Annotated in this window: 1 protein-coding gene; it reads right to left on the minus strand. The window is 71.3% G+C overall.

Annotated elements, in window-relative coordinates:
- Positions 1 to 108: 108 nt before the first annotated feature.
- A complete protein-coding gene (locus VMT65_RS18550) occupies positions 109 to 18,183 on the minus strand; it encodes a WXG100-like domain-containing protein (protein ID WP_326309537.1) in 18,075 nt (6,024 codons plus the stop codon).
- Position 18,184: the final 1 nt, after the last annotated feature.

An 18,184-nucleotide genomic window follows, 5' to 3' on the forward strand; every position in this document is an offset into this window, starting at 1 on the left:
CTCGGCTCTTGGACCATCAGCCAGCATCACACATTTCCCGTGACCGCGCGGTGGCCGATGCCGAAAGAATCGGCGAACTCACATGATCGGCGCACCGGAGTCCCCTGGTCAGCAGAAGATGCCCGCGCGACGGGCCGGATCGGTCAGAACATCGCGAATGAGCAGGCCGAGGTCGGCGTCGGCCGGGCGGGCGCTGTAGCGCAGCTCGCACTGCGGTGTGCCCGACACCGCCACCAGCAGGCGGTGGAAGCCCTGCTGGGAGCGTTCCCAATACACCTCCGCGCCCAGGCGATCCACGTCGAAGCGCTGGTCGCCGACCTGCACGACCAGGCCACGGGCGGGATCGCGGAAGAACAGGACCCGCAGGCCGTCCACGGTGTCGTAGACGCCCGTCGGCGCGCCCGGAACCGACGCGACCGACCGCAGCTCCCCGCTCAGTGGGTCAAGCAGCGCGAATTCGCCGTAACCCGAATGCGAGCGCAGGACGATGCCGCGGGTCGGGTCGCTCGGCGCGGAGGCGCGCGGGAAGCGGTTGGCCGAACGCGAATTGCCATTGCCGGCCGGGCTGCCCGGCGCGCCCGGCGAACCCATCGGGCCACCCGGGAAACCGCCCGCGCCATTGCCGGCGGTGCCGTTGCCCGGCGCGCCGTTCCAGCCGGGTGACTCGGGCGTCGACGGCGGAGCGAACCCGTGCGCTCCGGGACCACCCGGATAGGGCTGCTGGCCTTGCGGATACCCGGGCTGGCCGTTCGGGTAGCCGGGCTGCTGGCCATTCGGATATCCCGGCTGCTGGCCATTCGGATATCCCGGCTGCTGACCGTTCGGGTACCCGGGCTGTTGACCGTTCGGATAACCCGGCTCACCGCCGGGGTAGCCGGACTGACCATTGGGGTAGCCGGACTGTCCACCCGGATACTGCCCGTTCGGCCACGTCGGCTGCTGTGGCTGCGGCCACGAACCCCACGGCGGCACTTGCCCATTCGGCGGCACGTTCTGCCACGGCGGCTGCTGTCCCACCGGCGGATATGCGGGCAGCTGAGGTTGCGCGGGCAGCTGCGGCACGCGCATCTGCGGCTGCGCGGGCGCGCCGGGGCCACCCGGCGCGGCGGGCCCACCCGGCCCGTAATTCCCCGGTCCCGCCGGACCATTCGGCCCGCCCGGACCGTTCGGGCCCGTCGGATCGCCCGGCTGCTGATCCGGCGGCAGCGTCCATGGGTACGGCTGCAGCGAAGGCTGCGGCGTGTACTGCGGGAACGTCGGATTGAACGGCCGCGGCGGATGCGGCACATGCGACCGCCAATTCGGATCCCACTTCCAGCGATCCTCGGATGTCGCCGGATCCCCGGGACCATCGCCGTCGGCACCATCCCCCGAATGCGCGGGCGGCACGGGCTTCCCACCATCCGGATGTTCCGCGGAATCCTCGGACTCGGGGTGACCCGAGGAATCCCCGGATTCGGAATCCGCCGCGGGCTCGACGGGTTCACCGTCCACCGCCGGATCGACCACCTCGGGGTCCGGATGGGGCTGTGGCACAGTGCGGTCGGCCTGCTTCACCAGGTTCGCAGGCTGCTCCGCCGGATCGTCGGAGGGTGCGACGGATTCCTCGTTCGTCGCCGACCCGGCGGGTTCCGCGGACGGGTGTGGCTTCGGCACAGCGGTGTCCGGATTCGCGGTCGGCTCCGCGGAATTGTCGGACGCCTGGGATTCGTCGAACATGCGCCGCAGCCATTCGGCGCGCTTGGCCGACACTCGGGCGTCCCACTCGGCCTGTTCCACGTGCTGGCGTTGCGCCCAGCGGTCGGGGTCGAAGGGAGCGTCGGAGCCCTCCGATTCGTCGAGTTGTTCGCGCAGCCACCGGGCGCGCTCGGCGTCCATGTGGGCTTCCCATTCGGCCTGCTCGACGCGCATGCGTTCGGACCACGTCTCCGGGTCGAAATCGGCGGCGTCGGAGCGGGGTTCGGACTCTGCGGTCGACTCAGACTCCGGGATCGACTCGGGCTCCGGCGTCTGCTCGGGCTCCGGGGTCGACTCGAGTACGGGCTCGTGCTCGCCCTCGGGGACCGGGTCCGGGCCGCGCGGGGCGGTGCGGCGCGAATCCAGATCCAGATCCATCCGCTCGAAGATGGCCGGATCCGCTCGAGTGGGCTCCGGGGTGCGCCCGGCGACACGGTCGATGAGGCCGCGAACGCCGTTGCGGGGCAACTGATTCTCGGGGCCGAGCGGTACGGTGCCGTCCTGGAGGGTGCGGGCGATGTGCTCGAGCAGGGGCCCGGGCGCGTCGGCGCGCAGGTGGCCGAACTGTGCCGACAAGGTGTCGGCGACGTCGCCGAGGCCGCTGGGGGCGGCGAGGCGATAGCCCTCGGTGGTGTGCTCGACCCAGACGTGCAGCTCCGTCGGGCCGACGCGAATCGCGGTGCGCGCGAAGCGAACCGGATCAGCGTAGCGGTGGGCGTCGGGCCGCTCGCCCTCGAAGTAGTGCGGCAGGGTCGTCGCGCGGGCGCCGATGTCGCGGGCGACCGCGGCCGGGTGCGGGTAGTCGATGCGGTAGTCCCGGCGGGCCTGCCACGCCCCGGCGTGGACGAAGTGCTCGCCCAGTCTCGTGACCGGTGTGCGCGACCAGCCCTCGCGCACCGGAACACCATTGCGGCGCACCGTGAGGAAGGAACGGTCGTCGAGTTGCCGCAGCCAGTCCTCGAAGCCGACGGTGACCTTGCCCTCCGCGCGGTAGCGCAGGTAGTGGGCCAGCATCTGATTGACCGCCTCGGGGAAGGTGGCCTCGCGCATGCTGCCCTCGGCCACCTGGGCCGGGATCACGCGCTCGCGGATGCCGCCCTCGCCGTCGGGTTCCACCAGGCGGTATTCGATGTGGGCCCAGGCATTGCCGACCAGGCCGCGCTGCCTCGGGTTCTCCTCGCCCAGGCGGCGCATGGCGTCCATGTGGCCGCCCTCGGGGGCGAACACCACGAACTTCGGCGAACCGGAGCCGAAGTTGTAGCCGCGCACCACCTGGTCGCTGAGTCGGGTCGGATCGTCCCAGCGATCCATTTCGGCATCGGCCGCGCGCCTGGACAATTCGAGGCCCGCCGCCTCGCTGTCCGGATGCCCGGACGCGGTCACATGCGGTTCGGTGCCGTGCGGCTCCGCAGAATCACTGTGCAGCTCCGCAGAATCACCGTGCGGCTCCGCCGAATTACCGTGCGACTCCGTGAGATTGCCGTGCGGTTCCGCCGAATTGCCGCGCGGTTCCGCCGGGGTCCGCAACTCGGGCTGCGGTGCGTGACCCCAGTGCGTGTCGTCCCGCTGCCCCTGGGCGCGAACCACATCGAATGCCGTCTCGGCATCGTCGAGGCCGGTCTTGCGCAAGTAGCGGCGCAGGGCCTCGAACCCGGCGTCGCGCGCCGCCCGGATCCGGTCCGCCTCGCTGCCGCTCGCGCGACGCAGGGCGCGGTCGTGCGCTTCGGTGTACGCGTGCTCGGCCGGGCCGACCAGGATCGGACGGCCGGTCTCCTGGCGCAGCGACCGCAGCTCTTCGATCTCGGTGGCGTAGTCGAGCGCGCGCCGCACGACCGCGGCCGGGCTGTCGCCGTGCTCGCCCGGTACGCGCGGGCCCTCCCCCGCCGGAATGCCGTGCGCGCGATCCCATTCCGCGGCGAAGTGCGCGGCCAGGTCCCGGCCGCCCACGCGCGGGCCGTCGGAGAGCAGGCGCGCGGCGACCTCGCGGACGCCCGCGCGGTAGGCGGCGTCGCTCCGCATGCGGTCGGTGACATCGCGGTCGCCGCGGAAGGCGCGGCGGGCGGTGTCCAGGCCGTGGTCGCGGGCCCGTCGGTAGGCGCGTTCCAGCGGGTCGGTCACCGGGCGGGCGGCGCGCTTCGGCCGGCTCTGCGTGCGGATTTCGTCGTGCAGACGGGCGGCCTCGTAGCCCAGCGCGCGGTGCTCGGCCTCGCGGGCCAATCGGGCGCGGACGTAGTCGTCGCGGGTGAGGATGTGCCGATCCAGCGGTTCGGCGGTGGTGAGCTGCTCGTGCAGCTGCGCGGCGGCGCGAATCAGCTCGCCCACGTGGGCCGCCGGAGCCGAATCATGCGGCAGCACCAGCGTATTCGTGGCCGGGTCGTAGCCCGCCGCCGGACCGTATTCCAGGCGGCCGTCGCTGCCGCGGGTGATGGCGGCGGCCGGATCGTCGGTGTAGCGGACGCGCAGCCCGTGGTGGTCGACCAGCTCCAGTGCCCACGCGCCGAGGGATGACCGGCGACTCACCGAGTGGGTCTCGTTGAGCAGCGCGCTGACGTGGTCCTCGGCGTTCAACAGTGTCTCGACGCGAGCCGGATCGAGCGGTTCGGCGGATGCGGTGGGATGCACCGGATCGGTTGCCGCACCGACGGATTCGAGGTGGCCGTAGTGGTCGGCGAGGGCGTCGGGCGCGTCCTCGCGGGTGCGGCCGACGAAACGTTCGTCGGCCAGCAGCGCGCGCACCCCGGCCTCGCGGGCCAGGTCGCGCGCGGCCTCCGGGGTCAGGTTCGGATCGGCGGCGCGGGCCTCGCGCACCGCTTCGTCGCCGGCGCGCAGGTAGGTGTCGCGCACCTCGTTGCCATACGCGACATCGGCCTCGTTGCGCAGCGTGCCGCCGGACGGGTCGTAGCCCGCGCGCTCGAGCTCACGCAGGAATTCCGCTTCCCGGCCGAAGGATTCGGCGGCCGTGCGATCCGGCGACACCGGCTCGGCGTGTTCGGGCGACACCGTCGCGGCGTGTTCCGCGTCCAGGTGCGCGGTGGCCGCGACGACGGCCGCGGCCTGATCGAGTTCACCCCGGCCATGCGCGTCGATATTGAGCTGACGCGACACCGGGTCGTAGAAGTCCCCGGCGACCGCCCCGCCGCCGCTGTCCTCCACCCGCAGCGTAATGCCCTTGTCCCGCAGGCTCGCCAGCGCGGCGTTGCCGGACTCGGTGGTGGACAGCACCTCGGCGACCCGGCTCACGGCCGGATCCGGGGTGTGGTCGAGCCAGCGATAGTGCTGCTGATCGGCTCCGTAGAGCACATCCCGGGCGGCGGCGTGGTCGGGCGAAATCGGTTCCAGCCGTGGGGGTTCGGGAATGTCACCGGAGAGCCCCGTGGTCCGCCGACTCATCGCGGGCGGCAGCTCGGTGGGATCCACGCTGCCCGGGTACTGGTCGTTGTAGGCCTCGAGCAGCAGCTTGTAGGCGACCTGCGCGGGTTCGCTGGCGCGGTCGCCGTTCATGATCACATCGGTGAACGCCTCGGCCAGCGCCTCGGTGGGGTTGGAGACCAGCAAGCCCTTGTTGTTGGGGTCGTGCAGGCTGTACTTGCTGAGCTCGTGGACGAAGTCCAGATAGCCGTCGGCGGTGCCGCGGGTGTCGAAGTAGTGATCGAACAGGACATCGTCGAATTCCCGGCGCGCGCGGCCCTGCCCGGCGAAGTCGAGCACGTGGCCGAATTCGTGGACGAGCTGCGAATAGAACGGGCGCATACCGGATCTCGGCGTGTGCCCGCCATCGAGTTCGTCCTCGAGCACCGACTGGTGCATCTCCTCGGGATCGGTGGCGAAGACCTCGTTCAGGATGAGCTGGTCGGCACGGTAGCGGCCGTTCTCCAGCTTGCCCCGGGTCATCGCGTACACGATGTCGTCCGGATCGTTGGGAATCTTGCCGATCGAGATCTCGCGCAGCGGGGCGTCGGGGAAGCGCGACTTCATATCGTCGATGGCGCGCGCGAACTCGCGCAACACCTCCGGGTGGACGTCGGTGCGGTCGAATCCGACGACCTCGAGACCCCAGCGCTGGCGCAGCGTGTCCGCGATCTGCTCGGGATTCATCCGCGACCACTCGTCGGCCGGGGCGGGCGACCACGGATGATCCGGTGCGGGAACGTGATCCTGTGCGCCGCCGCCGTGCGCGGCGGGATCGGGCGTCGCACTGTTGTGCGCGGCCGAGTGGACATCCAGATTCGGATCGTGAGCGACCGGCGGGTGGGTCGCGCCGGGATCGGTGGGCGGGCGCAGGCGTTGGACGGTGACGGTGCCGTCCGCCATCGACACTTCGACGCGGCGGTACTCGACCGGGGTGCCCTGGCTTTCGAGCTGCGCGCGCACCTTCTCGCCGAGGATGCGGCCGTGATCCGGCAGCGCGCTGACCACGTGCACCGTCGCCGGATCGCCGCCGATGCCGACCCCGGGGCGCACCGGGCGGTCGGTGAGATCGGCGAGCACCGAGTTCACCGCGTTCTCGTGGACCAGCTCGCGCGCCTTGAGATAGCGCTCGGTCTGCTGATGGTGTTCGCGGAAGGCGGTGGTGGCGGCCTTGCGCAGCTGCGAGAGTTCGTCCGAACGCGCGATGGCCGCGTCGCGTTCGTAGAAGTAATCCGACATCTGGTGCTTGGGGATGTTCTCCCGGTTCATCACCTCGTCCAGGCGCGCGGCCTCCGCGGCCAGCGCGTCCTCGACCGCGCGCTCCAGGTCCTTGGCCGAGCGGCCGGTGGGGTCCAGGCCCAGTTCCCGTGCCACGTCGTCCATTCGGGCGCGGGCTGCCTCCGCGCGCTCGTGCGCCCGTTGCCCGGCATCCGCGAAGGCCCGGATGGCCGAGGCGTGCTGCGCGTCGCCGGGAATGTGCTCCTCGGGTGGACCGAGCGGCTCCCACTCGGCGGTGTGATTCGAAACCGGCTGTGCGGCAGCCGGGTCCACGGTTGCCGGATCCGCTGTCGCCGGATCCGCGGCCGCCGCCGGGTGGGGGTCGCCGCCGGGCTTGGCCGGTCCACCGGGCTTGGCCGGGTCGGTGCCGGAGGGGTCGTCCGGATCGGGGCCGTTGCGACCTTCCTCGGGGCCTTCCTCACCGGGCGTCTCGGTAGCCACCGGATCCGTCTCGCTAACGATCGGGTCCGACTCGACGGCGGCCGATGGATGTTCTTCCGGGCCGTGCTCATTCACCCAGTCGGCGAGTTCGCGTGCGCGATGCAGGTTTTCGGTGGCATCGGCCAGCCGCTCGAAGGCCGCGGCGGGATCCCCGCTGTACTCGCGGATGGTGGTGCCGCCCAGATCCGCCAGGGCGGCACGGTAGTTCTCGCCGGTGAGATCGGATTCGTCCGCGTGCATGCCGGTTTGGCGGTTGAAGTCGGTAATGGCCTCGCGCAGCGCGTCGTGGGCGTTGTCGACGGCGCGCGCCGCCGCCGCGGCCGGGGTGTCGGCGGCAATGCGGGCGTCGGTGTCGAGGTGGTCGAGTTCGGTTTCCCAGCGCGTCACGCGGTTCTGCGCGTCGAGGTGCTGGTCGATGGCATCGGCCAGTTCGAGCAGACCGCGCTGCTGCGGCGTCAGGTTCTCGCGCGGGGTGTCGGCGAATTCGGCGCGGGTGTCGGCCGCCCACGAGCGGGTGAGATCGGCGTCGGAGACCGGCAATCCGATCTTGGCGATATTGCGGCGTATCTCGGCCAGCGACTCTTCCTGGCGGGCGTAGCGCAGTTCGCGCTCGGCCCGCTCCCGCGGGGACTCCTCGGCGTGATAGGCGTCCACCAGGTTCGATTCGGCGTGATCCAGGGATTCGAGCGCGGACTGATAGCGCTGCGCGGCATCGCGGACCGGCACCAGTTCGTCGGTCCAGATATCGCCGGACTCCAGCGGCATGCGCGAGAGCCGGTCGACCTGCTCGACCACGCGGTCCAGATCCGCGGGCCAGTTCGCCGGGGAGGCCGCCACCGCCGCCTCCAGATCGGCTCGCGCGCTGTCGACTTCGCGCCGCCACACATCGACCGGGGTGTCCAGCGGGCCCGCCGCGGCCTCGGTCGCCGCGTGCAGTTCGGCCTCGAGGTCGCGCACCCGCGCCTCGGCCCGGTTGTACTGCTCGGCCGCCGTCCGCAGATCCTCGATGCGCTGCTCGGAGTTCGGCAGCGTGCCCCCCTCCTCGCGGGAACGGGTGGCCAGGTAGTCGGCCGTGCCCGCAAGCCGCTCGGGGGTCAGGTCGCTCTCGCGGAGCGGGCGGTTGTGCTCGAGATACATCCGGCCGGTCGCGTAGTCCCTGCCGTCGCGGGCCAGGTCCAGCTGATGGCGGGCCTCCGCGAGATCGGCGGCCACCTCGCGCGGACTCCGTTGCGGCGGTGCGGGTTCCACCGGCGTGGTCAGCGCGTTGTACTCGGCCGCCAAGCGGGCCAGCGCGTCGATATCGGCCTCGCGGGCGGCGATCTCGTCCCGCATGCCGCTCACCAGGTCGGCCAGCTCCTCCGGCTTCGGCCGCTCGTGCTGCTCGATCTTGCCGTCTCGGTACACCTCGTAGACCTGGGCGGACCGGGCCCAGCGCACCCGTTCGACCACCTTCGACAGTTCGTCCGAGGTGAGCGGTGTCCGATCGGGTCCCAGGTTGTCGACGTATTCCTGGTAAGCGGCCGCCGCATTGCGGTCCTGCCGGGTGTGCAGCACCCGCTCCAGCTCTTCCGGCGAAAGCCGATCGTGCAGTTCGGTCAGGTGCTCGCGATACAGCTCCACGGTGCGGCCGATATCGTGGACATCCACGCCCAGCAGGCGCGACCACACTCCTTCCGCCCCCTGCGGAATATCGGAAAGCGGTGGCTCACCGATGGCGTCGTTCAGCAGGCGGTGCAGCAGCGCGGGCGCGTCGGGATCGTGGATCGGCAGCTCGCCGTCGGCGACCCGCGGATCATTGCGGGGGTCGAAGCGCAGACCGTCGTGGTGGGGGTCGAGTTCGCCCACGGTGCGCGTGTATTCGGCGAGCGCCGCCAGCAGGTGCGGATCCTGTTGCGACCTGGACAGGATGTCGTTGACCGCGCGCAACAGCTTGTTCCGCTTCAGGCTCTCCGGATCCGGCCCGTATCCGACGACCTCACGCTTGTCGTCGTCCACGACATGCTTGGAGGCGTAGAGCGCCTCCGGCTCGACACCCATCCGCCGCGCCAGCCGGTCCCGGGCCTCCAGCACGGCCTTGGACCGGCCACCGTCCGGTGCGCCCTTGGGATCGACGTTGTCGCGCACCAGTTTCGCGTAGTCGAGCAGGTCATCGGCGATCTGTTTGCGCAGGGCCCGCTTCACCGAGGGGTCGGTCATGGCCCGGGCCAAGCCCTCCGGCGTCAGCTCGTGGGGCTCCACGCCGAGGCGGTGCGCGAGGTTGCCGAGCACCCGGTTCAGTTCGTGGAAATTCTCGATGGCGTCGCTGGTGCGGATGTAGTCCGCCATGCCCTCGATCTGCGCGGCCCGCAGCGCGTTGTCCTGGCGCAGCGCCTTGATGGTGGCGTCGATGCGATCCGGGCTCAGATCCGTCGTCTCGACCGACAGCTGATCCGCCAGCTGTTTGCGTTCGGCGCGCACCACCTCGGGGTCGCGCGGCGCGCTCGCCTCGGGTTCGTGCGGGGCGGATTCCGGAGCGGGCGCGTGCGCCGACTCCGGTTGCACCACCTGCCATTCCGCATCGCCCTCGCGCACCATGAGGACCGGGGCATGCTCGCCGTTCACGTCGAGGTCGTGGAAACGAACCTCCGGCACCGTCTTCGACGCCACGACGTGCACATCGCCGTCGGAGTTCAGCTCGACCGTGCGCGGATCCAGTTGCAGCTCACCGCGATTGAGCATTCCACCCACCTCGGGGTGGTCCGCGAGGTAGTCGGCCAGGCGGCCGATGTGCTCGCCCTCCACGCCGATCACCACGAGCCGGGGCGGGTCGCCCACGTGGTCGCCCGGCCGGATCCCGATGCCGGGTGCCAGCATCGCGCCGCCCTCGCTGTCCATCCAGACGTGCGCGGTGCGATCGGCGAGTTGGCGGCCGTGATCACGGGCCACGGTGTCGGCGTGCAGGAAATCGTCGACCGCGCCGGAGAATTCGGCCAGGTGGTCGGCCTCGTCGCGGACCTGCATGCGCAGGTCGGCGATGGTGTGCGCGAGTCGCTCGGGAGTCAGTTCGTCCAGGCCGACCCCGAGCAGCTGCGCCCAATTCGAGCGCTCCTCGGCGACCTGATCCCGCCGCAGGGCATCGTTGAACACCGGGCCCTGTTCGCGCTCCGGCCGGGTGGGATCCGGGTCTTCGAAGTGACGCGGGCCCTCGCCGCCATTGTTGACACCGACATAGTCCAGGGCGGTCGGCCGCGGCTCGCGCGGGCGGAATTCCAGCGCGGGGTCGTCGGGGTCCGCGCCCGCGCGCTGCCGACGGGCATCGGCCCGTTCCTGCTGAATGCGGAGTTCTTCGGCCTCGCGGAAATCGCGCAGATAGCGGCCGAGCGGATCCTTGTCATTGATGGCCACCGGCCGCGGCGGCACCAGCTCGGATTGCAGGTTGAAGCGCTCGGCGACGTCGCGCAGCGCCTCGATGGCACCGGCGCGGCGCATGAGCCGGTAGGCGGCGTTGTCCACCGCGCCGCGCAGGGCGGCCGGGTCGGTGCTCGAGACCTCGATATCGTGCCGCACGGCCTGGTGCACCAGCTCGGTCAGCGCGGCATCGCGGGCCTCGAGGGCGTGCACCACCGGCTCGGGAACCGTAGTGCCCCAGGTCCGTTCGGGCGGACCGTCCAGGGTCGGGCGTTCCGGCTGCGGCTCGGGCGGATGCTGCGCGCGCTCGCGCAGGTAGTCTTCCTCGGTCGGCAGTCCCGCCATCCGCAGGCTCTCCTCGACCTCGGCGCGCAGCACGGGATCGGCCTCGGAGAACCATGGCTCGTACTCGCCGCGGCGGGTGGGCATGGGCACCACGTCCGAGGAGATGTCGGCGATCTTGTTGGTGCCGAACTTGAGCCAGAAGCGCTCGCGTTCCTTGAGCAGCAAGATGACCTGGCGGGTGATACCGAACGGGCTCGGGTCCCCGATGGCGTCCCAGTGCAGTCCGTCCCCGATGCCGAGGTGCTCGAGCGCATGGCCGACGAAACTGACCAGCTTGCCCTGGCCGTCGTCGAGACCCGAACCCGCCGGATAACCAGGGTAGTGCGACTGGAATCCGGCGAAGAGGCGATCTCGCAGCCGGCGCAGCAGACCCGGACGCTTGGGCTCGGGTTCGGGCTCCGGCGGCGGTGCGGGCAGGTCGGGGCGCGAGGTCACCTCGACGCGGGGCGAGCCGTCCGGATTCTCGGTGACCTTCACGTGCACCCGGTCACCGTCGGCCTGCAGGACCAGGTGACGTCCCTCGGCGGGGTCGGGCGTGGCGTGCGTGGCGGCCACCAGGTCCGCGACATCCGAAGCGCGACGCAGGGTTTCGGCCCGCAGCTCGGCCAGGGTGTGCTCGGCGTGCGCGGGCCGCACCCGCTCCGGATCGACCCCCAGCAGGCGGGCCCACTCGTCGCGGACCCGGGCGGCGCGGGCGCGATCCTCCGGGGTGGCGGCTCGCGCGTGCCGGTCGACGGCATCGTGGAGAGCTTCGATCGCACCGGCCCGCAACAGGTTCCGGTACTGCAGTTCGCCCGCCACCTCGGGCAGGTTTTCCGGGCGGATGTCCTCCGGCCGCAGGCCCAGTTCCTCGGCCAGCCGCTGGCGCAGCTCGTCCAGGGTCATGGCACGCGGCTCGTCGTGTGCCGCACCACGATTCGTGTCCGACCAGGGTTCCAGGGGCAGGCGACGCGGGGTCTCGCCGGGGGCGTGCGTTGTTTCGCCGGGGTCCGGCTCGGTGCGCACGGTCGTGTTGCGCTCGTCGTCGGTCAGGCGTCCGTAGTCCTCCGGGCGCATCGGGCGCGGCGCGACATTGCCCTCCGGATCGCCGAAACGGCCACGGGCGCGGGCGTTCTCGGCGACATCGCGGAAGGCGGCCTGGCGGTCCTGCGGACCGATGGCCTCCTCCAGGCCGAGTGCCTCCGACAGGCGGCGGGCGTAAGCCTGTTCCGTGGCACCGCGTTCGCGTGGACCGGGGATCGCCTCGGAGCGGCCGAGGTGGTCGGCCGCCGCCCGCAGCGACGGTGCGGCCTGGACCGGATCGACGGGTGCCGCCGGGGTGGCGGGGTCGGCCTCGCGGACCGGAGTCGTCTCGGTGGGCGCCTCCGACACGGCGACCTCGGCGGTGCTCGCCTGCGGTTCGACGGTGGGGGACTCGGCGGTGGACTCGTGGCCGGGCTCGGCGGTCGGGTCGTGGTCGAGGTCGGCGGTCCAGGCGCGCGAGGCGTTCTCGTCGCGGCCGCCCGCGGCCTCCCAGAGGTAGTCCGCGCGATCGCGGGCGATGCGGGCCAGCGCCTCGGCGTGCTCGGCGCGCAGGTCCGCGAGGCGGCGATCGAGGCTGCCGGGGGGATAGTGCTCGGCCTGTTCACGCAGCCAGGCGGCGTGCTCGACCTCTTGGCGGGCGCTCCAGTCGGCCTGGATGGCCTCCTGGCGCTCGAGCCAGTGGTCGTTGGGGTCGGAAGCTCCCGGGGCGGTGCGGGATTCGTGCGGATCGCCCGCGCCGCCGGGGTGCTCGCCGCCCGGCGACATCTGGTCGTGCGTGGGTTCCGTTCGGGGCGAGGGGGTTTCGCGCAGCGGGACACCGTGGTTGCGGGCGGCCTCGCTCGCGATGTCGCCGCTGCTGATGGTCAGCAGCTGATGCAGGACCTGAGCCGGTTCGCTCGCGTTGTGGCCGTTCATCTCCACATCGCGGAACGCCTCGGCCAGCGCCTCGGGCGGGTTGAGGTGCCCGTGCTCGTCGAAGGCGTAGCCGGGCAACTGCCTCAGCCAGTGATCGAACAGCTCCGGGTCCCGGGTGCCGTAGACGGCCTCGAAGTGCCCGATCAGGACGTCCAGCGCCTCATGACGGGCCAGGCGCTGGCCGTTCATCTCCACCACGTGCCCGTATTCGTGCACGATCGCGCCGTATACCGGGCGCTCTGCGATGCCCGGCGCGTACCGGCCCTCGTCGACCTTCGCCTGCAGGCGTTCGATGAACTCCTTCGGATTGGTGGCGAAGCGCTCGTTGAACACGATCCGGTCCGCGCTCATCCGCCCGGTCGCGTCCTTGGCGCGCCAGGTGGCCGCGAAGGCATCCGGGGATTCGGGGATCGGGCCGATCTGGACCGACCGCAGCTCCGCGTCCGGATACCGCTGCCGCATGTCCTCGACCGCACGCCCGTACTCGCGGGCGTACTCGTGCGGCAGGTCCGGGTTGTCGAAACCCTGGGTATGCAGGCCGAATTCGCCCTCGAGTCGCTGCTTGACCTCGTCACGGCTCAGACCCGACCAGGAATCGCCATGGGACGCACCGTGATCGGTGGACGGGGCATGTTCCGGGTCCGGGTCGTCCTGCGGCGGATGATGATCGGACGACTCGTGGCCCTCGGGCTCGCGCACACCGGCGATGCCCGGGATCTCGACGGGGTCGCGATGCGGCGCGACCGTGCCGCCCGGCTCGTTGAGGCGATAGTCCTGCGGGACGAACTCGTTTCGACCGCAGTAGCTGGGAACGTCGTGCAGCATCGAACTGCAGTTCGCGCACGCCGCGGCCGGCTCGCCGATCTTCTGACGCTTGGTGTCCTGGAGCCAGCGCGGATCGAAACGCATCTCCCCCAGCACTTCTCGACCCAACGGCGGCGGGTCGCCCTCATGGCCAGCATTGCGCCACTGCTGCTCGTGCTCACGCTGACGCGCCCACAACAGTTCGTTGACGGCCTTGACTTCCGCGTGCCGCAGCGGCGCGTCGAAGTGAGCGCGACCCTCGTACTTCACCTCCCGCATGACCGGCTGGCCATCGTCACCGATGAGGACGCGGCCCTTCTCCCTGGCCTTCTCGGTGAGGACCTCGCCCTCGGCCTTCATGACCGGGTGCTCGTAATCGCCCAGCGCACGGAAGTTCTCGCGCAACAGCGGATGCAGATGGGCGTCATCGATCACGTCGGACGCGAAGCCGTTGATGCCCTCGGTGATCAGGCCGGTACGCAGATCGATCGCCACCGCACTGCACGGGCCTTCGCCCGCCTGCTTGGTCGCCGCGTGCTCGATCGCGCGGGCGCGGGACAGGTCGCCCACGTAGTCGTGGACCGGTCTGCCGTCGATAGAGCGGATCAGACCGTTCTCGTCCTTGTGGACTCGCGGGCCGTTCGGGTCGATCTCCTCCACGATCGCGCCGCGCGTCTTGTCATCGTGGTAATCGGGATCGTCGATGTGCTGCGGGCGACCGGGATCGGAGACCTCATCGGTCAGCGTGACCGGATGCTCGAGCTTCTCACCGGCCGATGGCGCCTTGCGCGGCTCGTGCTCGTGCTCGCCCGCGGCGGTGTGGTCGGGCTCGTGGTTGATCCCGCCATGTTCCTCGTCACCGGACGGCTTGGCTTTCGCGCCCTCGGAATCCGTTGTGGTGGCGGCGGTTTCAGGCTTGGGATGAGCTGCGAACTTGGCGTCGAGGTTGTGGCGGGTGCGCAGGCTGAGAGGATCGTGGGCGGTGCCGTCGGCCTTGAAGAGGATCGCGTGGGTGCCCTTGGTCTCGACCGGGACGATCGGCGGGTGGCCGTGTTCGCGACCGGCCGCCGGGTCCTTGACGACGATATTGCCGCCCTCGTTGACCAGCAGGTAGGCGTGTGCGCCGACGCCGTGTTCGTCGACGGGACCGGCGTAGTGGTCGACCACCAGGGCCGAGGAGCCGGGGCCCAGTTCGCGTAGGCGGTCGGCGATGGCGTCGTGGCCGTCGAAGGTGACCAGCTTGCCGCCCGCCGCGGCCACCAGCTGCTTGGCGGAAATACCCTCCGGCCCGATCTCGTGCTCGGGCACGCGGATCGAGTCGTTGCCGGTCAGCTCCTTCAGCAGCTCCAGCGACATGACACCGCAGTTGCCGCGCTGCGGCTCCTCCGGCGCGGACTCCTCCAGCACCGGCTCATTCGAATCATGGTGCGCGCCGGCGGTATCGGCGGGCTCGTCCAGAGCGCCGGGGTGCTCCACCGCGCCGTCGCCGCGCTCGGGCAGACCGGTGCGGTCCTCCCTCGGCGCTTCGGCGGGCTCACGGGGATCGGCGGTGCGCTCGCCCGTAATGGGCTCCTGCGTGCGCTCACCCTCCGGACCACGCCGGGGTTCGTGCTCGGCGGCGCGGGGAACCGCGCGATCGCCCAACGGAATCGGCGCGACCAGCAGGCCATCGGTGGGCTCATCGCGCCGCGACTGCTCATCCCGCTCACGGTCGTGCGGCTGCTCCCCCGCCGACGACTCGGATTCGGGGCGCGCATCCGCCGGGCGCGGGGGCTCGGCGGTATCACCGGGATGCTCTGCGGGCTTCTTCGCCTCGAACGAATCGTGAACTGGCTCAGCCTGTTCCGGCCGAATATCGGTGGACCCACCGCGATCCGCCCCGGATTCGCTCCGATCGGCGGCGGGCTCGGCGACGTCGGAGGCGGACTCGCCGCGGTCGATAGTGGAGTCGGGGCGATTGGCCGTGGTGTCTGGGCGGTCGTTCGAGGTGTCCGACTCGTCTGGTCGGGCGCGGTCCTCGCCGGTGAGGGTCGAATCCTCCTGCCCGGCAGGATGTTCGGTGGATTCGCGTGGGACCTCGTCTTGCCCCGGACGCGGCTGCGACGGCTCGTGATCGGTGGCGATCGGACTCTCGGAGTCGGTGGACCGGGGCGGCTCGCCTGCGGGGTCCTCGGCGTCGCGGCCGGAATTCCGTTGCTCCGCACCAGGTTCGGCATCCTTGGGCTCAACCGGGTTGTCGTGCTTGACAGCAGGGTCTTCGTGTCCGGCGGACGGATCGTCCTGTGCGGCAGTCGGATCGTCGACCTTGGCGGGTTCTCGGGTGTCGCCCGATTCCGGGCGCGATTGCGATTCGTCGTGCGGGGTGGGTTCGGGGGCCGTGCCCGCGCGGGGCTCGGATTCCACCGGGGTCTCGGGTTGGGCGGACTCGGGCGCGGACTGCTCGGAGCGGTCGGTGGGAGACGAATCGCGCTGGCCCGCAGGCTGGTCGGATTCGACCGGGGTCGGGGCTTCTTCGGAGCCGGTTGCCGGATCGCGGGGTTCGGGCGGGGCGGCTTCGCGGTCGTTGACGGGGGTTGTTTCGTTGGCGTCCGGGCGGGCGGCGGTCGGTTCCTGGCCGGGGCGCTCGGTTGCCGCGGTGGCTCGGGGGTCCGTACCCGCCTGGGGGCGCGTGCTTTCCGCTCGCGGAGCGTCGGGACGTGTGCCGGTGGCGTCGGGGCGTGCGCCGGTCGGGTCTGCCGCGCGGGCGCTCGGGGTGGCCGGGCGGGCCTCGGGTGTCGAGCGGGGCTGTTCCGGAGCCGCGGTTCGGGGTTGTTCCGTCGCGGTGCCGCGGGCCTCCGGTGCGGCTGCGGCGTGTTGCGGTGTGCCGGTGGCCGTGGATCCGCCGGACGTGGTCGGGGCCGCGGTGGTGGAGGAGGCGGCGATCGGGGTGTCCGGACGAGCCGCGGAGCCGTTGGATACGCCCGCGGGGGAATCGTGGCCCGCGGCACCGGCCCGGCTCGAGGTGCCGTTGGCCGAATCGGTGGCGGCGGGAGCGGAATCTGTGGTGGTAGACGCGGCCGAATGCAGCTCGCCGGGGACGCTCGCACCCGACGGCGCGGACTCGGTCGACGCACCGGTATTCGCGGAAGGCTCAGCGCCACCGCCGTTCTGGCTGGAATCCGTTGTGCCAGAGGGCGTGTCCGACCGGCCCGAGGTTGTGCTGGACGACTGGCGAGCGCCGGAATCGGTAGACGAGCCGGACTGGGAAGGCGATGCCGCTTTCGACTCCGCGGGGGCGGGGGCAGCGCCGCGCGAGTCGGCTCCGGCGGGAGCGGACTGGGTCGGGGCGGAGCCCTGCGTCGAGGGACCGGACGCCTGCGGGGCCGGGCCGGTGGCCCGCGGGGCGGAACCGGAGGTGTTCGTCGGCTCGGACGCGGGTGCGGGTGCCTCGTGCTTGCCCGCCTGAACACCGGATTCGACTGCCCCGCCGCTGGTTTCGCCGGTGCTGGCCTGCGGCTGATTCGCGTGGGTGTCGCCCGCGGTCGTGGGCGTCCCGGCCTGCTGGGTCTGGCCGTGGTCGCCGCCGGTGGTCTGGCTCTGCTCGCCCGCGGCGGTCTGCCCGTCGGTCGGGGTGGCGGACTCCTTGCCCCGGCCGTCGGTGGTGACGCCGCCGGTGTCGCCACCCTCGGGACGTGCGGTGCTACCGTCACCGCTGGTACGCGCGTTCGCGGTGGGATCGCTCGAGTCGCCGGAGAATCCGGCCGCGTGGGTCTGGGGACCACCGGTATCGCCGGTGTGACCGGTGTCGCCGGAGAAGCCGTTCCCTTCCGGGCGCGCGCCGATATTCGCGAAGTCGGTGGGAACGCCCGCCTTCCAGGCCGCGACACGTTCGTGGAAGCCTTGCGCGGCACCGTGATTCAGGCCGGACAGGCCGCCATTGGACACACCCGCGGTGAGCATGCGGGGGTCGAAGTTGGTGAACGCGTTGCCCATGTTCTTCCAGGCGTCGCCCCACCCGTGGTTGACCACGTCCAGCCCGAACTGCGCGCCCGTCCCGGCGAGGAACCCCGCTCCCGCACCGGCCAATCCGGCGCCGGCACCGGTGATACCGGCCTGCAGGAAGTGGTTCAGCTCGGTCTTGCCCAGTGCGCCGCCGATCATTTCGCCGGCCTTGCCGCCCACCAGGCCGCCGACACCGGCGCTGATTCCGGTGACGCCGATCCTGCCCCAGTCCATGCCGCTGCGATGCCCGGCCGCCACCTGGTACGCCTCGATGCCCGCTTCCTGCAGCATGCCCAGCCCGGCGTCCAGCACGAAGTGCCGCACCACGAATTTCGCCAGCGTCGAGCCGATCAGCTTGCCGACATACTCCTCGATGGCGGTGAGCGCCCGCTTGACGATCATGCGCACCGCGAAGCGCGTGGTGGCGACCGCGGCCGCCTCCTCCGCCGGGGCGGTGGGCGGGAAGATCCAGGCGGCCGCTATCTCGATCGCCAGAATCGCCAGCGACGAATAGAACATGAGCTTGGTCGACTCGATCTCGGTTCCGGTGTCGTGCACCGAATCACCGATCTGATCGAAATACTCCGCCAGATCCAGGATCGAGGTGTTGCCGTCCTGCTTCCCGCCGACACCGGCCAGCAGGTCGAAGGTCTTGGCCATGGCGTCGCGGCCGTCCCCGTCGATATACGCGGCCAGCGTGGCGGATTTGGCCGCGTCGATACCCGAAACCTGGTTGCGCAGACCTTCGGCGGTCTTCTTCCAGTAGCCGGCCAGATCCCACATCTGGTCTTCGTTGCCCTCGGGCCATTCCATCCCGACGAGCCAGCCCAGCCATTCGAGTTCAGAGGGCAGGTAGAGGGCCATG

It is taken from the genome of Nocardia sp. CDC153 (assembly GCF_035818515.1).
Lineage (GTDB): Bacteria > Actinomycetota > Actinomycetes > Mycobacteriales > Mycobacteriaceae > Nocardia.